The sequence below is a fragment of the Bacillus sp. RC240 genome (genome assembly GCF_044907945.1).
Taxonomy (GTDB): Bacteria; Bacillota; Bacilli; order Bacillales; family Bacillaceae_G; genus Bacillus_A; species Bacillus_A mycoides.
In genome coordinates, this window is the sequence record NZ_JBIYCT010000001.1 from 1210408 (window position 1) to 1235050 (window position 24643).

General features: G+C 32.4%; 24 protein-coding genes and 3 pseudogenes. 3 read left to right on the plus strand and 24 right to left on the minus strand.

The genetic code is table 11. The features are described from left to right. Positions 1-178: 178 nt before the first annotated feature. The 3 genes from ABH955_RS06190 to ABH955_RS06200 all read right to left on the minus strand — a co-directional run bounded on the left by ABH955_RS06190 (position 179) and on the right by ABH955_RS06200 (position 3581). Positions 179-838 (minus strand): CatB-related O-acetyltransferase, encoded by a 660-nt coding sequence (locus ABH955_RS06190; protein ID WP_404490979.1) that lies wholly within the window; start codon positions 836-838, stop codon positions 179-181. 764 nt (positions 839-1602) lie between these two features. After that, on the minus strand, positions 1603-1752 hold the full coding sequence (locus ABH955_RS06195) for a hypothetical protein (RefSeq protein ID WP_002069316.1): 150 nt from the start codon (positions 1750-1752) through the stop codon (positions 1603-1605). 359 nt (positions 1753-2111) lie between these two features. Then, complete coding sequence (locus ABH955_RS06200) at positions 2112-3581, minus strand: aminoacyl-histidine dipeptidase (RefSeq protein WP_016102002.1); 1470 nt, start codon at positions 3579-3581, stop codon at positions 2112-2114. 251 nt (positions 3582-3832) lie between these two features. Here ABH955_RS06200 and ABH955_RS06205 point away from each other — a divergent pair. Further along, positions 3833-4214: pseudogene (locus ABH955_RS06205) on the plus strand (YxeA family protein). A 19-nt stretch (positions 4215-4233) separates the two neighbouring features. Here ABH955_RS06205 and spoIISB read toward each other — a convergent pair. The 14 genes from spoIISB to ABH955_RS06275 all read right to left on the minus strand — a co-directional run bounded on the left by spoIISB (position 4234) and on the right by ABH955_RS06275 (position 16880). Continuing rightward, positions 4234-4410, minus strand: a complete 177-nt coding sequence (spoIISB, locus tag ABH955_RS06210) for a stage II sporulation protein SB (protein ID WP_172798766.1) — start codon at positions 4408-4410, stop codon at positions 4234-4236. 75 nt (positions 4411-4485) lie between these two features. Then, on the minus strand, positions 4486-4611 hold the full coding sequence (locus ABH955_RS06215) for a hypothetical protein (RefSeq protein ID WP_000588712.1): 126 nt from the start codon (positions 4609-4611) through the stop codon (positions 4486-4488). Between the two features lie 112 nt (positions 4612-4723). Beyond that, on the minus strand, positions 4724-5464 hold the full coding sequence (locus ABH955_RS06220) for a type II toxin-antitoxin system SpoIISA family toxin (protein WP_113936499.1): 741 nt from the start codon (positions 5462-5464) through the stop codon (positions 4724-4726). A gap of 337 nt (positions 5465-5801) precedes the next feature. Next, positions 5802-6539, minus strand: coding sequence for a 2,3-diphosphoglycerate-dependent phosphoglycerate mutase (gpmA, locus tag ABH955_RS06225; RefSeq protein ID WP_113936501.1), 738 nt, complete (start codon positions 6537-6539; stop codon positions 5802-5804). A gap of 153 nt (positions 6540-6692) precedes the next feature. Next, on the minus strand, positions 6693-7169 hold the full coding sequence (locus tag ABH955_RS06230) for a MarR family winged helix-turn-helix transcriptional regulator (protein WP_002017049.1): 477 nt from the start codon (positions 7167-7169) through the stop codon (positions 6693-6695). A 450-nt stretch (positions 7170-7619) separates the two neighbouring features. Continuing rightward, positions 7620-8033, minus strand: coding sequence for a VOC family protein (locus tag ABH955_RS06235; RefSeq protein ID WP_002012925.1), 414 nt, complete (start codon positions 8031-8033; stop codon positions 7620-7622). 118 nt (positions 8034-8151) lie between these two features. Further along, a complete protein-coding gene (locus ABH955_RS06240) occupies positions 8152-8862 on the minus strand; it encodes a class I SAM-dependent methyltransferase (protein WP_404490980.1) in 711 nt (236 codons plus the stop codon). A gap of 106 nt (positions 8863-8968) precedes the next feature. Next, on the minus strand, positions 8969-9730 hold the full coding sequence (locus ABH955_RS06245; protein ID WP_404490981.1) for an ABC transporter ATP-binding protein: 762 nt from the start codon (positions 9728-9730) through the stop codon (positions 8969-8971). 12 nt (positions 9731-9742) lie between these two features. Then, entirely contained in the window at positions 9743-12082 is a 2340-nt protein-coding gene (locus tag ABH955_RS06250) for an ABC transporter permease (RefSeq protein WP_404490982.1), read from the minus strand. A gap of 6 nt (positions 12083-12088) precedes the next feature. Beyond that, entirely contained in the window at positions 12089-13351 is a 1263-nt protein-coding gene (locus tag ABH955_RS06255; RefSeq protein ID WP_404455272.1) for an MFS transporter, read from the minus strand. A 46-nt stretch (positions 13352-13397) separates the two neighbouring features. After that, positions 13398-14033 carry a TetR/AcrR family transcriptional regulator gene (locus tag ABH955_RS06260; protein WP_002069302.1) on the minus strand — a complete coding sequence of 212 codons (636 nt, stop codon included), beginning with the start codon at positions 14031-14033 and terminating at the stop codon, positions 13398-13400. A gap of 395 nt (positions 14034-14428) precedes the next feature. Further along, positions 14429-14908, minus strand: a complete 480-nt coding sequence (locus ABH955_RS06265) for a DUF1648 domain-containing protein (protein WP_404490983.1) — start codon at positions 14906-14908, stop codon at positions 14429-14431. Between the two features lie 276 nt (positions 14909-15184). Beyond that, the gene (locus ABH955_RS06270) at positions 15185-16537 is read right to left on the minus strand and encodes a DEAD/DEAH box helicase (protein WP_113709454.1); all 1353 of its coding nucleotides are present in this window, start codon (positions 16535-16537) and stop codon (positions 15185-15187) included. A 73-nt stretch (positions 16538-16610) separates the two neighbouring features. Beyond that, the gene (locus tag ABH955_RS06275; RefSeq protein WP_404455263.1) at positions 16611-16880 is read right to left on the minus strand and encodes a hypothetical protein; all 270 of its coding nucleotides are present in this window, start codon (positions 16878-16880) and stop codon (positions 16611-16613) included. A gap of 90 nt (positions 16881-16970) precedes the next feature. Between ABH955_RS06275 and ABH955_RS06280 the strand changes: the two genes are divergently transcribed. Then, positions 16971-17729: a hypothetical protein gene (locus ABH955_RS06280; RefSeq protein ID WP_404490984.1), complete on the plus strand. Its 759-nt coding sequence runs from the start codon at positions 16971-16973 to the stop codon at positions 17727-17729. A 44-nt stretch (positions 17730-17773) separates the two neighbouring features. Here ABH955_RS06280 and ABH955_RS06285 read toward each other — a convergent pair. Next, positions 17774-18205, minus strand: a pseudogene (locus ABH955_RS06285) (MBL fold metallo-hydrolase); the annotation flags it as partial. Between the two features lie 203 nt (positions 18206-18408). On the opposite strand from ABH955_RS06285, the gene ABH955_RS06290 reads away from it, so the two are divergent. Next, the gene (locus tag ABH955_RS06290) at positions 18409-18738 is read left to right on the plus strand and encodes a YkvA family protein (protein ID WP_078174372.1); all 330 of its coding nucleotides are present in this window, start codon (positions 18409-18411) and stop codon (positions 18736-18738) included. 273 nt (positions 18739-19011) lie between these two features. Here ABH955_RS06290 and ABH955_RS06295 read toward each other — a convergent pair whose 3' ends face one another. The 6 genes and pseudogenes from ABH955_RS06295 to ABH955_RS06320 all read right to left on the minus strand — a co-directional run bounded on the left by ABH955_RS06295 (position 19012) and on the right by ABH955_RS06320 (position 24635). Beyond that, positions 19012-20247, minus strand: a complete 1236-nt coding sequence (locus ABH955_RS06295) for an MFS transporter (protein WP_404455257.1) — start codon at positions 20245-20247, stop codon at positions 19012-19014. Between the two features lie 208 nt (positions 20248-20455). Further along, the gene (locus tag ABH955_RS06300; protein ID WP_404490985.1) at positions 20456-20926 is read right to left on the minus strand and encodes a MarR family transcriptional regulator; all 471 of its coding nucleotides are present in this window, start codon (positions 20924-20926) and stop codon (positions 20456-20458) included. A gap of 204 nt (positions 20927-21130) precedes the next feature. After that, the gene (gene tdcB / locus ABH955_RS06305) at positions 21131-22132 is read right to left on the minus strand and encodes a bifunctional threonine ammonia-lyase/L-serine ammonia-lyase TdcB (RefSeq protein WP_113936510.1); all 1002 of its coding nucleotides are present in this window, start codon (positions 22130-22132) and stop codon (positions 21131-21133) included. Positions 22133-22238: 106 nt separating this feature from the next. After that, positions 22239-22982: pseudogene (locus tag ABH955_RS06310) on the minus strand (GNAT family N-acyltransferase). Positions 22983-23051: 69 nt separating this feature from the next. Next, positions 23052-23600, minus strand: coding sequence for a glycerol-3-phosphate 1-O-acyltransferase PlsY (gene plsY, locus ABH955_RS06315; protein ID WP_002085555.1), 549 nt, complete (start codon positions 23598-23600; stop codon positions 23052-23054). Between the two features lie 135 nt (positions 23601-23735). Beyond that, positions 23736-24635 carry a BadF/BadG/BcrA/BcrD ATPase family protein gene (locus ABH955_RS06320; protein WP_113936511.1) on the minus strand — a complete coding sequence of 300 codons (900 nt, stop codon included), beginning with the start codon at positions 24633-24635 and terminating at the stop codon, positions 23736-23738. Positions 24636-24643 lie beyond the last annotated feature (8 nt).

Sequence of the window (24643 nt, forward strand, 5' to 3'; positions counted from 1 at the left end):
TTGTTCAATCATTTGAATTATAAATAAAACATATTAAGAACTACTGGTTATATTTCGTAATTTTTCTTAAGATAATTTATAAAAACTAAACCATAATGGGGAGATTATTTCATAATTGTTTCTAGTACAAATAATAAAAAAACTACATCCTATATTGAATGTAGTTTTTCTAGCTGATTTATTTATTTTTCACTTCATTTTTATAAAAAGTAAATAATGGTTCAATGGCTGGACTAGATAAAAGAGGAATTACCTTCTCAATCAATTCTCTATCCCAATCAAACCAACGCATTTCCATTAGCATATTAATTTCTGTATCAGTGAACCGTTTTTTTATTTCCTTAGCAGGATTACCGCCCACTATTGTATATGGCGGAACATCTTTACATACGACAGATCCTGCCGCAACGATTGCACTTTCACCGATTGTAACGCCAGGCATTATTGTAGCATTCATACCAATCCAGGCATCACTTTTAATGACTGTATCACCCTTCGGTTCATAAGATTGTCCGATTTGCTCAGCGAATGGATACACTGTAATCCATTCAGCGTGATGATTATGATTCCCACCCATTAGAATGACAACTCCACTTGCAATACAAACATAATTTCCAATAATGAGCTTATCAAGATGCCAACCCATCTGTTCAATTGGATTGAAAAGTGTTTGGGACTTAGCATCGCCCCATAAATACCTTACACAACCATCTTCAAAATTTTGATTTCCATAATACCCTGAATAATAGGAGTACTCTCCTACTTCAATGAGTGGATTTGTTACTATATCTTTTAAATACTTTGTTTCAGACCAATGATTAAATAATGGATGCTTCATAACTATATTCCTCGCTTCTAAGTATTGTAGATTTTTGCAATTTCCTTAGAAGCTTAATACGACAGCGACATTTTTAAACTTTTTCAAACGACGAATCATTATCTTCAAGCCTTTCAGTTATAATGAAAAATCATAACGTAATAAATTACACAAGTCAAATTAACCAAGTTATAATAAATCCGAGAATGCGGACAAGAAAACCATTTTATATTTTTTTGAAACTCTTTATTTTTTTATTTAAATTACGGTACATGAAATTCACATGACACTTGTGTAGTAATACTTTCTCCTTATCAAGAGGATATAATATTACAGCAGCACTTTTACATAGGTGTAGCTTTTGAATAAAGTTTGATTAAATTAACTTAACTTAACTTAATAAACCTTGATAAAAGAGCGTATAGAAAAAGCGTGTTTTGAAAAAAAGATTGATCAAAACACGCTTTTTCTATATTCAATTGAATCATCTTTTTATAAAAAATTTTGATGATTTTTGTGAACATCACTCAATTAAAGCGCCCGACTGTGGTAGATACATTATCCTCAATTACTTCTTGGGATAGCGTCAGGAAAATGCGGATTTACAACGCTAAGGAAATGTCACTTATTAAAAAAGCCGATTTCCATCTCAAGGAATCGACTTTTTAGTTCATTAAGTAAGAGGTTTGAAAAAATAGCCTGTATATATTTGAACGATAAATAACTTACCTATTTTCTTGTGTTTGTTTGCATTACATAAAGAAAATTCAGAAAAACATAACGTATTATTTATCTGTTTGTTTTTGCTTCTTTTTCAAATACTCCGCACGCAATTTTTCAAGTTGCTGCTTTTTATCAAATTTGGCAGGCGTCTGTTTTTCATGAAACTTTGCCACAGCTGCCTGACCTTTGTAATCCAATTGATATTTCCCCACTTTGTTCACCTACTTTTCTTGTCTTTAAAGAGAACCTATTCAACAAATATAATATACCTTATTTTACTGAAGTAAACCTTATTAGTCAAAGGAACTTAAAGTAAAAAGCTTGATAATAAGGGGAAAACCAATCTAAAAAGTCGCTTTTCTTAGGTAAGGGAAAGCGACTTTTTGTGTAGTCTTATTCAATTAAATGGCCCGATTGTTGAAGAAAGAGATACTCTGCAAAATAGATCTTTTTATCAAACTTTATTTTAAATCAACAATAGGTAAATTTCTTGGCCATTATTTTGCTTCACATAAAATTCTATACAAAAAAGCAACCTATAAATTTAGGCTGCTTTTTATTCCGTCTTTTATTACTTAGCTAATTCTTTCGTTCCCTGCATTACATCAACGAAAAATCCCCAGTTATTCACAACAGAAGAAATACTAATATGTTCATCTGGAGTGTGAACATTAAAGATATCTGGACCGAATGAAATAGCATCTAACTCAGGCATTTTTTGAACAAATACACTGCACTCAATTCCTGCATGTACTGCGAAGATTTCAGCATCTTTGCTGTATTTTTCTTGGTGCACTTTTTCGAATAAATTACGGATAGGCGAATTAGGATTATATGGCCACTCTGGATATTCAGACTCTTTTTCAAATGTTGCCCCTACTAATTCCGCAATATACTTAATTTCATCTACAATATGTTGTTTTAAGCTACTTACAGAACTTCTCACTTCGCTTCGTAATTTAATCTCATCTTGCAGTGTTTGAATAACTCCTAAATTAGTTGAGCTTTCTACAAGACCTTTAATATCCATGCTCATACTTTGTATACCATTTGGAATTAAGAATAATGAAGAAATAAGCTGTTTTTGTGTTTCTTTAGAAAAGACTTTTTCCGCCTTTTCTTCTACTTTTGTAAGTGAAACATGAACATCCGGATCAACAGCACGTAGCTCTTCTTGTAACATACGTGTCCATGATTTTAGTTTTTCTTCTACTTGCTGTACATCTTCTGCACGTAATAAAATTGTAGCTACACTTTCACGCGGAATTGCATTTGTTTTTAAGCCGCCATGAACTTCACTCATATTAAACTGAATGTGAAGTGATAAATCACGTAAAACTCGTCCTAATACTTTATTCGCATTACCGCGTTGTTTATCAATTTCCAAACCAGAATGTCCACCTTTAAGTCCCCCAACATATAGTCGGTATGTGTCCATATCTACTGACGCTTCATCCCAAATCACTGAAATCGTTTCAACTGCTTTCGCACCACCTGCGCTACTCACTAGTAATTTATGATCTTCTTCAGAATCAATATTAATAAATATTTTTCCGTCAAAATGATTTGAATCAACAGCGAATGCACCGCCCATTGTCGTTTCTTCTTCAGTTGTAATAACAACTTCTAAAGCTGGATGCGGGATGTCTGTTGAATCCAATAATGCTAATGCATATGCAACGGCAATACCATTATCAGCACCTAAAGTAGTTTCGTTTGCATATAACATATCTCCAATAATCCTTAATTCAATTGGATCTTTCTCAAAATCATGAACTGTCGCTTGGTTTTTTTCACACACCATATCAGAGTGCCCCTGAATGATAATAGCTGGAACATTCTCATAACCAGAAGTAGCTTCTTTTTTTATAATGACATTTAACGCTTCGTCTTGAATAACTTCTAAATTACGTTCCTTTGCGAAACTCACTAAGTAATCACTAATTTCTTTTTCATTACCTGATCCTCTAGGAATCTTTGAAATTTCTGCAAAATGATAAAATACAGGGTGCTTTGTTAATTGTTCTAAAGTAGAATACATTTTTAAGCTCCTCTCCAATTGACAAAATAATATGTACGTCCTTTATTATTATACCATGATTCATTACTTTACTTTTATTTTAAGATTTCAAAAATTCATTATAACCTATTCATTCCATCCTCATATTTTTTAATTTATTGTAAATAAGCTATACTCTTACAAGATTGTAAGAGTGCTGTAATCAAAATCGATTTTTCTATTTAAAAAATAACCGCATACTTTAAATACATAATTTAAAGGAGATAATGAAAATGAAAAAATTTTTATCTGTTATTACACTAAGTTTATTATTTTGCAACTTAACTATCGGGTGCGAAAGAGCTTCTCTAAATAGAATCGGTAAGGATGTATATTACGTACAGATAAAAGGTGAAGGGTTTATTGAAAAGATAGAAGGTAGAAACTTACGGAACTACACATTGCCGGCATATGATGAAGATGGAGTAAGAAAACAAATTACATTTAGAAGTAAAAAACGATCAAAAATTAAATGAAAAGGCATTTTTGTGCATTTATGTAGACCAAGAAAATAAAGATAAAAATGAAATATCATCGATTGAAGTAAAATCCTATGAAGAAATTCAAAAAGCGGATTTACCTTTAAAAGTAAAAGAAAAGTTTAATGCAAAATAAAAAATACAGGAAAATGCTCTTATGCATTTTCCTGTATTTTTTTCACTCGAGTATATTTCGAACTATTACTATCCATAAGTTTTTCTAAACGATTTATATTTTCTGTTAATGCACCTTTCACAAGAGAGAAATCTGTATTTGATTCTTCTTTTTTAGTTTTAAAAAACGAAGATTTTTGAGCATTTACTTCTGCCATCTCTTCTCCCCCTTTTCAAAAAGATACAACCTTTTATTTATATTATATAGCAAATGCAGACAGAGTGTACACGTATCATTTTCTTTTTAATTCTTCTTCTAACTCTTCTACTTGCTGCAAAGTATCTCCTTTTATTAAAGAGAAATCTGTTGTATCTTCATTATCTTCTTTAAAAAAATCATTGTCATAATCTTTTATCACTACAATCACCTCTACGTGCTAGTGTAGGAATGATTGTCCAATTTTATACAAGCTTGTCTGAATTTGTTCTCCCTTTATGTATAGGTGAAAAGGACAGAAAAAGATTCTGTCCTCATTTACTAAAATAACTATGATGAATTGTTAAATTATATACATTTTCAAAATCTCGATCTTGAAGGTTATTTTTCTTCCCATCAATAACAATGAAAACATCACTAACTATTTTTGCTGGTATAATTCCGACATTTTCTACTTGCACCGCTTTCTGCTCATTCAATTGCTCGATGTGTTCTAATGGAACCATAATACTAAATTGAGAGCGGATACCACGAAAGTTTGTATTTAATTCCTTCACCGCTTCAAATACAACAATTTTCGCACCAATCTTTTCCCCATATGAATCTAAAAATGTGTTTAAGCTTTTTGTATATTCCTCTTCCGTATGCCATTCCATTGTCCCAAAGGCTGTTGGATTCACATTTTGAATAATTGTCGTATATATTTCTCCCCTTGCTTTTGAAGCAATTAATGACCTTTTAATTGATTGGACCGTCTTTCCAATATCGCTGAATTTTGCGCCCCATATTTCTGAAATATTTGGTGTCAAAATGAATGCAATATCAACGAAAATTACCATCGCAGTAAACATTAAAAGATTTTTCCAGAGGGTTAAATCTATTCCTTTTATCGTGAAATAAACTGTGACTGATGTTATGAACAAACCGTACCACGTTTTTCGAATTCGTTGTTTCTTCTCCTCGTACAACTCTTCATTTCTCCAATAAAAGAAAACAAGAACAATAAAGACGATTGCTAAAATAAATAAGCCAATTCGAATGTTAGAGATCGTCAATCACATCACCCTCCATTCCAAAACTACTCACGATACCATTACATGCACAAACAGCTCTCTTTATGACAAAAGACGTGGACAACCTTCTAAAGTTAGCAACATCGCATATACATTAGAAGCAGGCCACGTCTTTTATCCCGCATTAACGAGCAGTAAGCCCCCCACCTCAAAATTCAGCGAAAGCAAAGACGTTAGGTGCGGGATCAACTGCCCATAAAAGCCCGATTGGTGAAGGCTAATAATCAGTGCGGGATGAACACCCTCCACTGATTAAAGTTTCACTTTATCATGAATCTACATTGTATATGTAGACAAGCATGCGTTTCAAATTTTCATGTTAAAAAGAAATATGTTTCGGAATTTCCCCTTCAGGTACTTCTCCATCCATACTTAAGTAATAATGACGAATCGGACGTAATTTTTCATCTAACTCATAAACAAGCGGAATGCTAGTTGGAATATTTAATGAAACCACACCATCACTTGAAAGGTTGTCTAAGTATTTCACTAGCGAACGAATTGTATTACCGTGCGATGAAATAATTACTTTCTCACCACTTTTTAATGACGATGCAATTTCTGAATGCCAATAATCAACTACTCTTTTCTCCGTATCCTCTAAACATTCAGTCAATGGGAATTCATCTTTTTTTAACGTTTTATATCTTGGATTGTTCGCCTCATATCGAGGATCATCTTCAGTAAGTGCAGGCGGTCTCACATCTATACTTCTTCTCCAAATATGAACTTGTTCATCTCCATATTTTTTTGCAGTTTCGTCTTTATTCAATCCTTGTAGTGCACCATAGTGGCGTTCATTCAACTTCCATGAGTTATGTATAGGGACCCAAGTGAGATCCATTTCATGCAGTACAATCCATAATGTACGAATTGCTCGTTTTAGTACCGAGGTATACGCAACATCGAATGTATATCCATTCTTTTTTAATATTGTTCCTGCTTCTCTCGCTTCACTTAATCCATTCTTTGATAAATCCACATCTGTCCATCCTGTAAATCGATTTTCAAGATTCCACAAACTTTGTCCGTGACGAATGAGTACAAGTTTTATCATTATAATTCCCCTCTCGGAAATATGAATTTTAAAATTTCAATACGTACACATATAAAGTTTTTGGCAATGTGAATTTTTTATCCATAGTTGCCAAATATACAGATAAAAATTTTTGATTTTCCAAACTACAAAACAAGATACTGTTTCTATCTTTTATTCTACTGGTATTTCACGCTTAGACGTCCATGCATCAAATCCTGAACGGCTATTTGCCATTTCATTCATAACTTGATGCCAATTTTCTTCACACGATTCGCCAAACTGTGAGAAAATAGCTCCCATTTGTTCTCTTTGAACATCGCTCAGTTTTTTCTCTAAGTCTGTTCCTTCTTCTGTTAAAGACAGCTGTTTCACACGACGATCATGTGCAGCTTCATTACTCTCAATAAGTCCTTTATCTAACAGTTGGCGCAACGGTCCGTGAAGAGCTTGTTTACTTATTTCTAAAAGTGATAACAGCTCATTTACACTAAGCCCTGGAAAACGAGCGATAAAAAACAGAATTCTATGATGTACACGCTGTATACTATACTCTTTTATTATTTCATCTGGTTTTTCTGTAAAAGTTTTATATGCAAAGTAAAATAATGCTAATGCCTCATTCATTTGCTCTTCTTTATGTTGTGTCATCTACTTTCCCCCTGTATGTAAATTATACCACAACTCAATTATGAATAATTTAGTTGGTATATTGAGCCTAATTTCTTCATTCTAAAACCAACAAATTTCAACTATTATATTTTTTGAAGGTTGTTTAATTCGTAAACCATACCTTCAAATAAAGTATCCAAATTACTTTTTAAAGACTTCTTCCAGTTAATGAGTTCCATTACTAGATAAGCTAAAAAATTAAATTAGCAGTTTTATATTATATACAAACCTAAAGGTGTTATAAATACAACGGGTAGCTAAATCTATTTTAATCTTATTGAATAACGATGGTCTTTCTTCTTTAGTTATAACAATGAAACGTTCTTTAAAAACCAGTGACGTTTGTAAAACAAAAAATAAAAGGGATGATACATATTAATCTTGAATCATCCCTTTTGTTATGACGTTAATGTCACCATATTATTTTAATTATTCATCTCCAGCAAGAGTTAACTGCCAAGACACACCATACTTATCATTTAACCAGCCAAACTTTTTACTAAACGGATATGAACCTAAAGGCATAAGAACTTTTCCATCTTGTGCTAGTTTATTAAAAACGGTTTCGATTTCCTCTTCCGTATCACAAGTTACATAAAGAGACATAGCTGGAGTGAATGTAAAATCATGCTTTACATAACTATCAATACACATGAACTCTTGTCCATTTAGCGTAAAAGTTGCATGAATTACAGTTCCCTCTTTACCTGGTCCATTCTCATCATAACGAGAGATACTTACAATTTCTGATTGATTAAATAGCGATGTGTAAAAATTCATCGCTTCCTCAGCTTTGCCCTCAAACATTAAAAATGTAGTGATTTTTTGATTTGTGTTACCCATTTAGAGACATCCCCTTGTTATGTATTTATGCAAAACATACATCGGACAATAAAACCGAACGTATATTCTTATAAGTGTATTGTCTATAAAAACCATGAGTTTGTCAATTATCTATGTTTTATTTCTTCTTAAATAATGCTGTCCAAAGAAATGATTCTCCAAACATATTATTTGGTTGTTCAATTTGCTTCATTTTTCTAATTTCAATTACTTCAAATTCTTTAAATATCTCTCTTAACTTTTCTTCTGAATATGCAAGACCACCTTGCAAACTCCATCCTCTATACACATCCCAGTCCGTTATTTCCGATCCATTTCGCTCATTCAAATCACCTGCTGCAAAACATGTTAATCCGAAATAACCACCCGATTTTAATGAGTTTTTAACTAGATCAACATAATTCATTCTTCTATGTGGTGGAACGTGATGCAAGCAACCGGAATCATATACAAAATCATATTCATCTTGAAAATCCAAATTAAAAATCGATTCACAAACAAATTGTATTTCTATTCCGTTTTCTAATGCTCTCTCTTTCGCCCAATTAATACCTTCTATAGATAAATCTACTGCTGTTACATCAAATCCCTCACTCGCTAAATAAATTGCGTTTCTTCCTGGACCACATCCAAGTTCTAATACTTTCCCTTTTGAAACACTCTCTTTTTGTATATACGAAACTAGGTTCTCATCTGGAACATTTTCAAAAAACGGAACATCTTTTTCTCTATCCGCATAAAATTCATTCCAAAACGGTTCTGCAGGTCTTAATAATGAATCAAGCATTTTTAATATATCTTCTTGAGTGTGTAACGTTTCACTTTTCATTTATACCCCTCCATAATCAATAGTCAGAAAATTATTATATCTCTTTTTGAACTTTCAAACAAAGAAAAAACTCCTATATTCAATAGGAGTCAAAAATATTATCTCTTTAAAATCCAAGTACGGTTAACCATTTTAACAACTGCTCTTCTCGCACTTTCAAATCATCGTCTCTATACTTACCCATCTGTATTTCGCTAACAATTTCCCCGTCCACCATAAAAAGAACTCTTTCTGTTTTAGCTGCTACCTTTACGTCATGAGTAACTAGCAAAATTGTAGTTCCCATACGGTTTATATTTGCTAAAATATCCATTACTTCTTCTGTCGCTTTTAAATTCAAAGCACCCGTTGGTTCGTCAGCAAAAATAATATTAGGTTTATTTATGAGTGCTCTACAAATAGATACCCTTTGTAATTCTCCTCCTGATGCTTCAGTTATATTATTAGTTGCAATTTGACTAATTCCCGTTTTCTTCATCAATTCAAGTGCACGTTTATTTATTATTTTCCTGCTCTCAACTTTTGCTAAATACGCAGGCAAAACTATATTATCAAAAAGATTCAAATTTCTAAGAAGATTGCTCTGTTGAAAAATAAATCCCATTTCGCTGAGTCGTAAATTTGCTAACACCTCTTCTTTCATACATGTTATTTCTTTACTATCAACTTTCACACTTCCTGATGACATTTGATCCATTCCGCTAATATTATATAGTAACGTCGATTTCCCTGAACCAGAAGGTCCCATGACCGATATAAACTCTCCCTCATAAATCTCTAAATTTATATTTTTTAACATATGGTATGTTTTATTTCCATCCATTGCGTATTTTTTATTTAATTGTTTTACTTCTAAAATTTTTTTCAAATTACACACCTCCTACTCCCCATTTAGCTTTAAATCATTTGTTTGTTTCACTGTAAAACTACTGAAAAGTGTTGCTACGGTCACAGATATAAATAAAATAGCTGGACATATTACATAAGAAATGATCGGATTAACAACAAACTTTATGTGAGCTGCTCCCATAAATGAACCTAACCAGCTTATTAGTGTTTCTCCAAGCGTAGCAGCTATAAATGTCCCTGTTAAAACACCTACTAATACTATAGAAATAGAACGAGTAACATATTGTATACGAATATCTTTGTAGGAAAAGCCGATACTTTTCATAATTAATATTTGCGAAGAATCTTTTACCAATAACATTTTAAAAAACATCGCAGTTATTAAAACCGATATCAATATAGCAATCAAAATTGCCACTTGTGTCACGAGTCTTAATTGTTTAATTGTCTCTCCTAAAGTTTGAGATAAATAATTATCCGTATCTGTTATTTTTGCAGAATTAAAATTTTGTTTATACTCCTTCACTTTTTCTTGTAGATTCACTTTGGGTTTCATATCTACATTTACTACGTACCATAATATATTTTCTTTATTATAAGAAAAACTCGCTTTAGCTGTTTTTCCTCCATTCGTTACATCTTGATATATACCACTAATAGTTAGCATTTTCTCTTTTCCTTCTACAAATAAAACGATTTCATCCCCTATATTCTTTTTTAATTCATTTGCGTTCATATAAGAGAGAGCGATCTCATTTTCATTTTTTGGTGCCATACCTTTAACATATTCTATTGGAAATTGAGCGAAATCTCCCACTTCTACATTTAAGTTTTCATGTGTACCATCAGCTTTCACCATTTTAAATGTACTCGTTACAAATGCTGCATATTTTTCTACCTCTTCATCGTTTCCGACATACGATATAACATCATTAAACCGTTTTTCTATATTTTCAGATTGCTGTAAATCTATTCGTATATCACTCTTTCCTGTTCCCATATAATTAACAAATTGCGGTGCCTGAATCGTGTACAAAAAGTTAACCGGTACAACAATCATGAACACTGCAATAATTAAAACGATACTTAATACTCGATATAACTTAAATCGTTTCACTACATCTTGTATACCAATAAATATATTTACATTTGTAATTTTAGTTTGATAGAGAGAACAAAATCTTCTAATCTTTCTTTTTCCTAGTTTATCTCTTGATCGTAAAGCATCTATTGCTGTAATTCTCCTGAAATCCCGCAAAATGATGCGGCAAAAAAGGATAACGGCTAGAAATAACAATGTTGTGACTATCAATGGCACAACATAGTATAAAATACTTTTATTAGCTGTCCCCATATAAAGTGCGATGTTAGAGGTAAATATTTTTGTAACAAATAACGAAAGGATATATCCACATATACATCCGATAGCTGAAATAACAACATATTTTGTTACATATAGTTTTTGAATATCTTTACTTTGAATGCCTATAGCTTTCATAACACCAATTTCCCGATAATCTTCTTCCATTGAAGTCATAATCGTAAATCTAATACATAAAATCGCGATTAGCATTAATAATGCACTTATAATGATCAGCACTGCAGCTATTATTCCATCTGTTAATGAATTGAGTGTTTTAAAGAGTGAATACGTAATAGAGGGACCTTTTTGAGGTAAGTTTGATGACTGGTATAAAGTTTCAAATTCATTTATTTTATTTAAATCTGTTAGCTGGAATTCAATAAGATATTCACTTTCTCCAAAATTACCCTTTATTTTTTCGAAGTCTTCATCGCTTATTACAAATCGTTTTGAACTAACAAGTGATGGGTTCATTTGAACATCACGAACAAATGCCGAAATAGTAAATTCTAGCTCATTATTATTTTTCACAACCCATATTTTATCTCCAATACGCAAATTATATTTTTGCATATAATAAATTGGTACACCTATTTCCCCTTTCCTAACATCGATCAACTCACTATTTAAATCTAATAAAAAGTCAAAAATAGTATTTTGCTTAACGAAGCTAATGTCCATTACACTATTATGTTCCGCTTGATTTTTCTTCTTTATAAAAATGTTAGATCCGCCTATTTGAACCATCTCTGCTGTTTGTTGTTTTTTTACAAAAGGAGTTTGCGCTACAAATGAATCAATTGACTTTTGGTTTATTTCTCCGGCATGCATTTGTACGAAGTGCGGTGCGTTTGATACTTTAAACAATTGATCCGTTGAGTTCAATAGATTTATAACGTTACTTGAAGCACTTGCGATTAAAAGACTTGATAACATGATAAACATAAATAGAATGGTAATTATCATTTTATTTTGAGAGAAATCTCTTTTTAACATTCTCCTAATCATATGGAGCTAGTTCCCTTCATTCCATAATATTTTCTTCGTCACTATCGCTATTATTATCATTATGAAACTAATAACTAATATAGGTAAATAAATTTTCATACTGAATCCTTCAAACATAAAACCATAAATGACTTGCCCAATTGGTGCCATACATTGAGATACCGCTGTTATAATTGCCATTACTTTTCCTAGGTTTTCATTTGATGTTTTCTTTTGGACTACAGTAATCACATAGATGGATACAATTGTCACGATCATTGCAATTAGAATAGAAGAAAGTATAAAGAGGATAAATGGTGGATAGTATCCTAAATTAAGAATAACTGGCGTAACTGATAGTGCCATTGGTAGTACTAATAAAGCTATTAAAAGCATCCAGTAATACAATGTTTTCATCTGTAGCTTTTTCGCAAAAAAACCTATTGATAATGCACCCAAAATAGTAGCAAAATCGATCAATCCCATTCCAATTCCGTATAACGTGTCGCTACTTTCCATTGTTACTCGTATAATAATTGGAGCGCCAACAACAAATAGCGGTGTAAGTATTAAATTTAGTAATGCAGCTAAAAGCATAGATTTCAAAATAAATGGTTGTTTTAAAACATATATAAATCCTTCTTTCATATCCTTTACAATTGTCGGTATTATATGGCTTTCTCGTGCTCTTTTTATAAAAGGTATTTTAATAAACATTTCTAAAATCGCAGATAAAAAGAAAGCAAGAAAACTTATTATTACGAGCATTTTCAAACCAATTATGCCGTACAGTATTCCTCCTAATACAGGAGCAACTATATTCGATAATGCTTGCACACCATTTACGATACCGTTCGCTTGCTCTAACTTATTCTCTGGAACTAATTGCGGAATACTCGCCATTACAACAGGCGAATACATTGCACTAACGACTGCTAGTAAAAACATAATTGTTCCAATCAATATAATAGATACAGGTCCAGTAAATAACAAAACTATAAAGCTTAATACAATCGCAGCGTTGATAAAGTCAAAAATAACCATTAAATTACGGCGATTGAAACGATCTGCTATCGCTCCGCCGAGAGGAGCTAGTAAAAACGGAATACTCGTTACCGCATATAATCCTGCGAATATATCAGCACGCCCTGTTATATCTAGCACATATAATGACAGGGCAAAACGTAAAAGTGTTGAACCTAAAATAGTAATGATTTGTCCACTCACCATTAAGTGAAAATCTTTCATCGAAGACCTTATACTAGCTGACATACTTATCACACCTTTCATTCGATTCAGACCGACTGTCGGTCGATAATATCCAAACAGAAAATTACTATTTCTGTTTGATTAAAACCTCCACCATGTAATCAAAGGCTCCCTCTTTCGCTCCAACAGATGCTTCCATCATTTTGATATAAGCTTTAGCCCTCCTCATCATTTCTTCCGGCTTCCACTGGAATAAACCCTCATCAAATATGACTTGTGCTGAAGAGAGTAATAATTCAATCGTTTCTTGTGGGTATGGAGTAGAAAATATGCCTTCAGCGATTCCTTGTTCTAAAATCTCTGCTAAAACAGGAGATAAATGAATAATTGATTGTACTATACTTTTTTGATGCATTTCCGCATTATTTGGCTGATGAAATTGTTCAATCATTTTATCTTTTACATCTCCTGATTTTGGTGATTGTTCCATTAAAACTCGAAATAACTTATCCAAAACTGGGATATTAGGGTTAGAGACAATTGCTTTCGCTTTAGCAACATCAGCTTTAATAATCCTCATAATAATTTCATCCATTACTTCTTCTTTCGACTTAAAATAATGATAAAACGTCCCCTTTGCTATACCAATCTCTTTTAAAATGTCATTTACTGTAGTTTTCGTATACCCTTTTGTAACAAACAAACGTTCAGCAGTTTCTAAAATTTCATTTCTACGCTCCCCATATTCTTTTACGATCCTCATTCATGTACTCCTTCCTACGGACCGACTGTCGGTTTATTTAAAGTATATGTTTAGTATGTGAAAAGTTTCCTGTTATCGTACATATACAACAACCTACTTTATATTTCCTTTATGAATTTTAAAATTTATTTTTAATACGGTGAATGAAATTTTAAAATTTCATTTTTGGTATCCCCTGTAGAAAGACATTAAAGTTATTAAATTTTAAAACTGCAAACACGCATACCCCCGTCCTAAAATTAAGATGGAGGTAAAATAAAGTTGTTTAATTTTGAATTTAAAAAACTTCCCTATACGAAATTTATAATAAATTCATTTAAAATTCTAAATTACATCCCATAATAGCGCCCGATAACGAAATAATGTCATAAATTAGAATATTTATTCACTCCGTATTATTTAATTTTCCGTTTCCTTATTATTCCTATAACAATTGGAATAACTGTTCCGATAATTATTATTGGTAAAAATAATTTACCTAAACCCCCGCTCCAACCTAAAACTATTGAAATTGTCTCAAATTGGATTAAAGCAAAAATAACTAAACAAACATTTTTTAATTGATTAATCATTTTTCGGCTATTTAAATAAAACTGCTTAGCATTCGATTCATTAAATCTTTGTGGATAGTTATTAACTTCTGGAAACTTCTCTAAAGTCTGCATTAAAAGTAGTATAAATATCCCGATTCCTGGTAGAGTAAAAAGTTCCCATTTTGACCCCCAGCGATCTACAGCCCCCTTTGCGTTATAATGTCCCGGTACTTCCTCAGGTAATCCTCCCCAAATGGTGATCAAAAAAATTATTGATCCTAAGAAAAATGAATATCCAATGATATCCCAAATCCATTCACTTTTTGTTTTTTGGATTTTCATTCTAGGTCTTCCCCATGAATTCACTATATTTCTCCTCCCCCTTCTACGATATCTATAGTAATACATATCCTGTATTACATTTTAAATTCCGATTCATATAACCAAATTATCTCAAATTTACAATATTTTCTCAATTGATTATTATAGAATATGTCCCAATTATTAAATAACAGGACTCGTATTTTTTAGAAAATCTCATTATCTTTCAAACGACTTCATTGTATAAAAATAAAAAAGAGCCGCAATTATTTGCGCCTCTTTTAAAATTATAACTATTTAACGGCCACGTCTTTGCTGACCTTGTTTTGCACTACTTTTCTTATTACTTGGCTTATTAAATGATCGATTGTTATCATTTCTAGAACTATTTCTTGAATCGTTTCTTGGTCCACCTTTTGAACCACTTCTTGAACCTTCACGGCTATCTCTTTGACGATATTGACCTGATTTCTTTGGAGCCGGCTTTTGTACCGGTTTTCCATTTTCATCTACATTTTTTATCATCGGTTGTTCGATTATTTCTCTTTGTATTGGTGCACCAAGCGTTTTTTCAATTTCTTCTAAATGTTTTTCATCTTTCGCTGCAACGAACGTAATTGCAAGACCTGATCCACCTGCACGTCCTGTTCGGCCAATGCGGTGAATATAACTTTCTACATCTTCAGGGATATCAAAGTTAAATACGTGCGTTACACCATCTACATCAAGTCCACGAGCTGCTACATCAGTCGCAATTAAGTACTGAATTTTAGCTTCGCGGAAACTCTTCATAACTCTTTCACGTTTCGCTTGAGGTATATCACCATGAAGTTCAGCACAATTATAACCTAGTCCTTTTAAATTATCATAAAGCTTACTTGCTCTAACCTTTGTACGACAGAAAATAACTGCTAAAAATGGCTGATCACGATCCATAACAAAACGAAGTGCATCTGGCTTTGCACGATCTGTCGTCTCAATGACACGCTGCTCAATTGTATCTACCGTTACTTCTTCACTTTGTACTTGAATCATTTGCGGCTCTTCCATATAACGTTTCGCCAATTTTTTAATATCTTTTGGCATCGTTGCTGAGAATAACATCGTTTGTTTACTATCAGGTGTCTCATCTAAAATATCTTCAATATCATATAAGAATCCGAAATAAAGCATTTGATCTGCTTCATCTAGTACAATCGTTGAAAGATTACTTAAATCAATTGTTTCACGTCGTATATGATCTAATAATCGTCCTGGTGTCGCTACAACAATATGTGTATTACCTTTTAATTTTCTCAATTGTTGTGCTACATCTTGTCCACCATATATCGCTAGTACATTAATATCTTCTCTTTGAACAAGCATTTTTTTAATTTCAGTTGTAATTTGCAGTGCTAGTTCCCTTGTTGGTGCAACAATTAAAGCCTGAACATCACTAGACTCTGGATCGATTTTTTCTAAAATCGGTAACACGAATGCTAACGTTTTACCCGTTCCTGTTTTCGCCTGCCCAATAATATCTTTACCTGACATAATAACAGGAATTGCCTTCTCCTGAATCGGTGTTGCTTCTGTAATTCCATTTTCACGTAATGTATGATTAAAAGTTTCACTAATTCCTAATTCTAAAAAGTTTTTCAAATAGACCACTTCTTTTCCTTATTTTTCACATTAGCTTTCATTGTACCATTTGTTTCGCCAAATATGAAAAATAAAAAAATTCTTATCTTCTTTTTTTATATTCATCCTGTACTAGATGAACAAATTCTTTTTGTTTTTTCTCGGATTTTATTAATGCTTCCATATTTGCAGAAGTCAAAATATACTTTTTAATTTTTCTATTACTCCAAATTAAACTTGTATATTTCTGATCTTCGTGTAACCTTCGAAACCACTCAAATTCGCTTAATTTTGCAATATGATGTTTTAATTTCATGTCATTTCGAGGATAAAACAAAATAACATCTGAAATCACATCAAATAAAGAGCTCATAGCCTTCCCTCCTATGACTTCTATTACATATATACGTTCCTTTACATATATATTTAAAATTTACGGAAATATAGTTAGAGGGTGATAAAAGTGAACACTAAATTAATAAAGATTTTTTGCATATTTTTCTTACTATTTTTTCAATCCATCTCAATTATTATGGCCAAATCTCAAACCGATATAATAATTAAGTTTAAACACGCTTTACTTAATAATGATAAAAAATTAATGCAGTCATATGTAACAGAAGGGATTGAACTACCTACTTTCCCAAAAGATAAACCTATTCATGAAATTAAAGTAGTACCATCTCCAAAAGAGGACACTACAATTCTTATTTCTTATTTCAAAGACACTGATGATGTAAGTACTATCGGTTTCATTTTAGAAATAGTAACAAAAAATAAGAAAATATCTCAAATTAATCAAATTTATGATGGAACTAATCCGTTTATGAAAGAAGCTACTATTGTAAAAGAATATGAATTGAAGGTTAAACGGCATATACTAACACCTACAAAATTCCCATTCGAAATTCAGGGATTTCACGGTTACATCTATAACGATTACTTGGAACTACGTTACTATAATGATGATATTAGTGGAATTTTAAAAATCACTGTTTCACCAGTCCATAATAAATTAGACCAATATGTACATAGAGGAACCAAATTCTATCATTTAAACAATAATATAAAAGCATTATATAATCCTCATTTTGATTTCGCATATGAGCTTCTATTTCAAAAAGTTGGTTTTCAATATAAAATTGCAATTGGTAACAAACTGCATATAAAAAGAGAATTCAATGTTAATGATTTGATTCAAATTGCAGAATTTATGAATTAAAAAAACGATCTTTTTATTTTAAAATAGATCGTTTTTTTATTATTTTATACAGTGAGTTTCCCTCCATGATAGCAATAATACCTTGTTGCTTTAAGATTTTTAATCTTCTTTAAAGACTCCTCCGCTTTTTCTATATCTAAACAAAAGTTCGGATTCGCAATTACTAATTTTCGATTATCTTGAACAGCTGCATCTCCCGTAATTACACAATCCAAATTTGGAAAATATAATGAAATATGCCCCGAAGTATGCCCTGGCGTCGCCAGTATTTTACATTCATTATTCAAAATCATTTGACCATCATGTACTTTTTCATCAACAGGAATATGACTTACATTTTTTAACTGCTGTATAAACCATTCACCAAATTCCTTTTCTTCATTTTGCATATGTTCTAGCATTTCTTCAGCTTGAACCAACCTCTCTGATTTTATATCACCACTAATATAGATAGATTCAATTTCACTAGCAATAATATAAAATCATCCACATACATTTTACAATACAGACTATGTAACGGGACACTGTGCGTCGTTGCAAAACAAACATTATATTATTTTGAACAGGTAATTCCCTATTTTTATGGAATATACATAAGAAAAACAATAAAATTGATTATTTCCCTACTTCTTTGTCTATCCTTTTAAAAAATCTATGTTTTTGTAATAGGAGTGTTTATATGGAGAAACAGACCCTTTGGAAAAAATTCAAAAAAAGCTCAGCAAACCTCGGGAAATCAAGCGTATATGAAAGTATTATTTTATACTACACAATGAGAAAAAAAGGGTTACCTACTAAAGCGAAATTCATAATATTAGCTGCTTTATCTTATTACGTATTAGCAATCGACTTCATTCCAGATATAGCTGCTATTATTGGGATCGGCTTATTAGATGATGTTTTAGCAATCGCTATAGCGCATAAATTTGTAATGCGCCATGCGGACAGTGAAATTCGAGAAAAGAGCAAAGTAAAAATGGAGTCATTATTTACTTCAGCACAAGCATAATTAAACTATCTAGTCATTTACATAGCTTTTTACTTTCAAAAAAGCTAACTTTAATTATTGATAGTTCTATTTAACCTTCACCATGAGAGCATTACAGAATAAATTCTTAATTTTTCTTAGCTCTCAAACTGTAAACAAATAGGGGCCAGTACTTGTTCCTAAGTTCTGACACCCTATTATTTGTTCTTATATTTATCTGTTATACAATTCATTCAGGAAAGATTCCCGTAGAGACATCCTTATATAAAGAAAGACCATAATAGTGCAGATAGTTTATACAGTTACATGCGTCCCTTTATACAAAACTCCTATTGCCACTACTATAAGAATCATCCCCATAAAAGCAGGAGCTGCATGACCAAGTGATACATAAATTTGCCCTCCAATAATTGGACCAATCATTCTTGCCAAAGCTTGAATAGATTGGCTACCACCTTGAATCCTCCCTTGTTCACTAGAATCGACAGACTTTGAAAGCATCCCATTGAATGAAGGTCCGAAAATCGAGTCACCAAAACCAAACAGTAACATCCCAACGATTAGAAGAGGATATAGGGAAAACAAAGCTGATGCTGCAATAAAACTGTAGCCAATAATCTCCGAAACCATTCCAAGTATAGCTATTTGTTTATCACTAAGCTTGATTAAAAGCTTTGGCATTATAAAAGCTTGTGAAATGATATCTTGAAAGCCCATAATTGAAAACATAAGTCCGATTAGTGCAGGCTTCCAGCTAAAAGTATCCATCGTAAATTGTGTGAAAATTGCTTGTAAAGATCCGTTAGGTATCCAAAGTAAAAACGCTGAGACAAGTAACCATTTTAAGTTTTTCATGGAAAGTATGTTTGCAAGTTGTACAAAAGGATTTAACCTTACAAAAGTAATCTCTTTTAACCTATTATTTTTGTCAAGACTCTCAGGCATATATTTCATCCCATATAAGACATTTAATAAAGTTATGAACGCTCCAAAATATAAAGGTACAGAATGACCAAACTTGGCAAGTAATCCCCCAAGTGTTGGTCCAATAATGGTTCCTGCACCTACCACTGCACTCACCCATCCAAAGTACTTCGTTCTCTGTTCTGGAGGAATGATATCTGCAAAATATGCAAAAATTGTACTTATACTCCCGCCTGTTATTCCTTCTATTATGCGTCCAGCAAATAGTACCCATAAAGCCCCTCCTATACCAAAAACTAAGTACCCGATTGCGGAACCGAAAAGGCATATTAAAAGTAATGGACGACGGCCATATTTATCGCTCAAAGCCCCGATTGCAGGAGCAGCGAAAAACACGCAGACAGCATAAACAGAGGTCAGTAGCGTAACAACTAGAGCCTGTTCTTCTGGACTACTTATATAAGGCTGCACTAAGAATGGCACTACAGGCATAATGATACTGAAACCTATACCACAAAGAAATACAGAAATAAGGCCGAATATTAAAGCATGTTTATCTATGTTTTTTTCAGTTTCGCTTTCATTTTGTGATCTAAAAATAGACATTTAACTTCTCTCCTTAAAACATTTTGTTGCTTCATCAACAAAATAATAACTCTGTTTTGTTGATTAGTCAACAAAAATACAATAATAAAAAGGTAGCCTTACTATGAACAGGCTACCTTTTTATTATTTAAATGTATCCCGCATGAACGGGAAAATAAGTTAGTTTTCGGGATTAACTACCCGTAAAAGCCCGAATGCTTCAACTTTATTATGACTTAATATGTATACCTTGTTTCTTTATTTCTGCATCCAAATGCCTACTATACTTTTCCACGAAGTTAATTATACTGTCGAATTCTTCCTCGGTTACTTGCTCAAATACAGCTTTATCCCGCACTTGAAACTCTTTGTGCAGTTCTTCATGAATTTTATAAACTTCTTTCCCTTGTTCGGTAAGCCTAAAATAAATTTCTTTCTTATTTTTCGACTTTTGATAGCTTTCAATAAGGCCTTTTTTTATGAGCTTCTTAGTCATTCTACTTATTGCACCGCGAGTCACATAAAAAGCCTCTGCAAGTTGTGTCACGTTAGAATCTGTATTGTTTTCAATATATTCAATACAATGTACTTCAGAAGACTTAAAACCCTTCAGACCTGCTTCCATCTTATCCTTATTTAGCCAAACCATCTTATTATATAATTCCCTGAAACCGTTCATGACCTGTTCTTCCTTATTCATGGCCTATCCTCCTAACAGCTCATTCATACATTAAAACCATTATATTAAATTTCTGTTTCTGTTTCGACAATATTGATATAATTATTTGAGTTATCTTTGAATAGAGACGATTACATATAATAATTTACTATACAGTAGACAAAAAGTAAGAGCTAAGATTAGTTTTCTTAGCTCTGCTTTCATAAAATTTATGTTATTTAAATACTATTTCACTTCATTAGCTACAAAAAATTGCTCACAAACACTTGATATACGTTGCAAGTCTACGTTCCCACCAGATATAACCGCTACTACTTTTTTCCCTTTTATATATGTATCCACTTTCCCTGCAAGTAGAGCAGCAGTAGCTAATGCACCTGCACCTTCTACAACGGCTTTACCACGCTGTAATAAGTCTTTCATCGCTACTTCTAATTCACCTTCTGACACTGTTACAATATCATCTACTAATTCTTTTACAACTTCAAAAGTTAAATCACCTGGTATTTTAACTGCGCAACCATCTGCTATAGTAGGTGCCTCATAATGTTCTACGATTGTCCCTTTATCATAAGATGCCTTCATCCCATGAACATTTTCAGCTTGTACACCAATTATATTGATTGATGGATTAAAAGACTTTAATGCAACAGCAATTCCAGAAATAATTCCACCTCCGCCAATTGGTACAATGACCGTATCAACATCCCACATATCATCAAGAATGTCCAAACCAATTGTACCTTGACCAGCCATTACCTCTACATCATCATATGGATGTAAGTATGTTTCACCTGTTTTCCTAATAATCTCCTCACATTTTGCCTTCGCATCATCAAAAGTTTCACCATATAAAATCACTTCTGATCCGTATCCTCTAGTTGCTTCAACTTTCGCCTTCGGTGCAGAAATCGGCATCACAATTTTACTCTTAATACCAAGTAAATGAGCAGATAAAGCAACTCCTTGCGCATGATTACCAGCGGAACAAGCAATTACGCCTCGCTCTTTTTCTTGATCTGTCAACTGTGACATTTTATTAAACGCACCACGAAATTTAAAAGAACCCGTTAATTGCATATTTTCTAATTTCAAGTGAATTTCTCCGCCTGTTTTACTAGTCAAATAAAATGATTTTACTAAAGGAGTTTTACGAGCATTTCTGTCTAAAATGTTTTGAGCTTTTTTAATGTCTGTTATATGTAATGGTAGTTTTTTAGTTATCATGCTAACACCTCTTCTAATAATTTATAATCTACTGTTTGTCTCATTTTTAAGTTTTCGTAAGTAATAATCCCTTTATACGCAACCAACTATGTTCAAAAATCATTGCTCATATATGTATGCCATTCTTTAATGTACATCTGTGTAAACAATTCAACATCCTTTTCATATCACGTTCTTTGTAATGATTCAGGCATGCAATTTGGATCCAGTTATTCTTTTGTAAATACGCTGATTCATAATGAACAATATATCCTTGTAATGCTAACGCATCACCTAGCTCCTTAGAAGACTGATCTTCATTTAATTGAATGGTAACTATAATTGGCGCGGCATGTTCTTTAGGTGAAACAAGATTTAAACCCATAGTAGTAATAGCTTGTTCAATATATGTATACGTCTCTTTTATTTTTTTAAATACCATTTCATCTTCAAGTATTTTTAATGCTTCTTGCAATGCATAAATTAAATTCCATGAATGGGAGTATGGGATACTTTCATTTTCTTCGTACATACCAATGTCCATATAAGCAGGTACTGCCTCGTTTACTTTTACAATTGAAAGTAAACGAATTTCATATACGTTTTCTCCATGTTCTTGCAAGTAAAAATCTAAATTTGAAATTTTATGATCTAATGAGAATGGTCGTTTTCCTCGCAACGCAACCATACCTACTAACTTATCACCATCTAAACAAATTAAATAAGTATTTTCTTCATGAAAACGATCTATACGAACATGCTCTTTCGTTTCTTCATGTTACGGAATTTCTTCTACAAATGTTTTATAATTCAATTTATGTATACTTTCAAATTCCCAAGCTTGATCAGCAACTTTATAAATTAACCCCATGTTGTATCTCCTTTATGTATTTAATAAAAATAATAAGTGGAGATTAACTCCACTTATTAAAAGTTCATTTCATTCTCGATTTACATATAAAATAAGTACAATGATAAGTGCACTTAAAATAGTCGTAACAATAGAGTAAGAATACAAAATCATGCAAACTGGTAAACAAGCGATTGTAATTAGTCCGGGCTTAGTAAATCCTTTAAAGATTAAATAAAATATAATGAAAACAGCAATAAGAGTAAGCGCTATCAAATAATCAAATGCAATTAACCCTCCAATAAATGTTGAAATGCCTTTTCCGCCCTTGCCTTTAAATAAAATTGGGTAAATATGTCCAAGTATAACAGCCAGTAAAGCTAACATTACAAATGTAGAATCTTCAAAAAGGTATTTTGCAATAGAAACTACGATTGCCCCTTTGATCGCATCACCTAAAAATGTAGCGACGAAATACCCTTTTCCATATACGCGCCCCATATTTCTTGCGCCAGGATTACCACTTCCTTCTTCACGAATATCAACATTATGTTTCCATTTCGTTACTATATAAGCGGTCAATATGTTTCCAAATAAATAAGAAGCCACCAAATACAAAAATTGCATACTATTAATCATGTAATCATTCACTTTCTACATGGGAGTACTTATACAATATTCAATGACTATGTATATTGTACTTTTTCTTGCTTTACATCCCTTTGTATATTTTAACATCATATTTTTACAAATCATACAAAAATTCTCATACTTCTATTTTATAAAATATACACCCTTCATTAAATGATATGTTCCTTTCACTGCCATTTCTGATGGTGATACGAATATAACTTCTCTCATACTTTTCTCACAGCATTTCTTAAATTCAGCATATATCTCAGGAACGAAACGCAATATACTGCCACTTACTGCAATTAAAGGTGATAAATCAAACTGCATCTTGTTGTAAATATTCACCGTAATTATCGTTAATTCCTTAGCCGCTTGCAGAATAATTTTATGTGCATCATCATTCTCATTCCTCGCTTCCTCTATAATTAATGGTGCAATTGCTGCAACTTTATCTTTTGAAGAACTATATACTAGTCTTTTTATATGAGATGATGTTAAAAGTCGAAACTCGTCTTGAATCCTTAAGCTTAATGGACAAAGTCTAACTCCTTGATCAAATTGATTTGCCATTCTCTTTAAACCTTGTAACGCAATCCAATATCCGCTTCCTTCATCGCCTAAAATATGTCCCCATCCACCACTATACTCGTACACTTCTCCTTTCTTTCCAATACAAATTGCGCCTGTACCGCCAATCGTTAAAATTCCATCCTTCCCTTTTAAAGCAGCTGCATGTGCAATCACTGCGTCATTAAAAACTTCAATTTTCGTTTCATATTTCTTTATTAATCGTAATGTTAATTCATTTGTATTCGCTCCACTTATACCCGCTAACCCTAAACAAATACAAACGCAATGCCCATCAATTAAAGCTTTCTTGCATTGATCGATCGCCTCCATAATATGCGAAACTGCTTTTTCATAATCTATTAATATATTTCCAAACCCACTCGTACCTCTTACAACTTCGTTTCCGTCTTGATCAAATGCAATTGCTTCTGTCTTCGTGCCTCCACCATCTACTCCAATCATATACTTCATATGTTCGC

What these genes read in the sequence shown, in the direction of transcription:
- ABH955_RS06190 (WP_404490979.1), bottom strand. Translation starts at nt 838, where the DNA reads ATGAAGCATCCATTATTTAATCATTGGTCTGAAACAAAGTATTTAAAA.
- ABH955_RS06200 (WP_016102002.1), bottom strand. Translation starts at nt 3,581, where the DNA reads ATGTATTCTACTTTAGAACAATTAACAAAGCACCCTGTATTTTATCAT.
- spoIISB (WP_172798766.1), bottom strand. Translation starts at nt 4,410, where the DNA reads ATGGCAGAAGTAAATGCTCAAAAATCTTCGTTTTTTAAAACTAAAAAA.
- gpmA (WP_113936501.1), bottom strand. Translation starts at nt 6,539, where the DNA reads ATGATAAAACTTGTACTCATTCGTCACGGACAAAGTTTGTGGAATCTT.
- ABH955_RS06230 (WP_002017049.1), bottom strand. Translation starts at nt 7,169, where the DNA reads ATGACACAACATAAAGAAGAGCAAATGAATGAGGCATTAGCATTATTT.
- ABH955_RS06235 (WP_002012925.1), bottom strand. Translation starts at nt 8,033, where the DNA reads ATGGGTAACACAAATCAAAAAATCACTACATTTTTAATGTTTGAGGGC.
- ABH955_RS06240 (WP_404490980.1), bottom strand. Translation starts at nt 8,862, where the DNA reads ATGAAAAGTGAAACGTTACACACTCAAGAAGATATATTAAAAATGCTT.
- ABH955_RS06250 (WP_404490982.1), bottom strand. Translation starts at nt 12,082, where the DNA reads ATGATTAGGAGAATGTTAAAAAGAGATTTCTCTCAAAATAAAATGATA.
- ABH955_RS06255 (WP_404455272.1), bottom strand. Translation starts at nt 13,351, where the DNA reads ATGAAAGGTGTGATAAGTATGTCAGCTAGTATAAGGTCTTCGATGAAA.
- ABH955_RS06260 (WP_002069302.1), bottom strand. Translation starts at nt 14,033, where the DNA reads ATGAGGATCGTAAAAGAATATGGGGAGCGTAGAAATGAAATTTTAGAA.
- ABH955_RS06265 (WP_404490983.1), bottom strand. Translation starts at nt 14,908, where the DNA reads ATGAAAATCCAAAAAACAAAAAGTGAATGGATTTGGGATATCATTGGA.
- ABH955_RS06275 (WP_404455263.1), bottom strand. Translation starts at nt 16,880, where the DNA reads ATGAGCTCTTTATTTGATGTGATTTCAGATGTTATTTTGTTTTATCCT.
- ABH955_RS06290 (WP_078174372.1), top strand. Translation starts at nt 18,409, where the DNA reads ATGGAGAAACAGACCCTTTGGAAAAAATTCAAAAAAAGCTCAGCAAAC.
- ABH955_RS06295 (WP_404455257.1), bottom strand. Translation starts at nt 20,247, where the DNA reads ATGTCTATTTTTAGATCACAAAATGAAAGCGAAACTGAAAAAAACATA.
- ABH955_RS06300 (WP_404490985.1), bottom strand. Translation starts at nt 20,926, where the DNA reads ATGAATAAGGAAGAACAGGTCATGAACGGTTTCAGGGAATTATATAAT.
- tdcB (WP_113936510.1), bottom strand. Translation starts at nt 22,132, where the DNA reads ATGATAACTAAAAAACTACCATTACATATAACAGACATTAAAAAAGCT.
- plsY (WP_002085555.1), bottom strand. Translation starts at nt 23,600, where the DNA reads ATGATTAATAGTATGCAATTTTTGTATTTGGTGGCTTCTTATTTATTT.
- ABH955_RS06320 (WP_113936511.1), bottom strand. Translation starts at nt 24,635, where the DNA reads ATGAAGTATATGATTGGAGTAGATGGTGGAGGCACGAAGACAGAAGCA.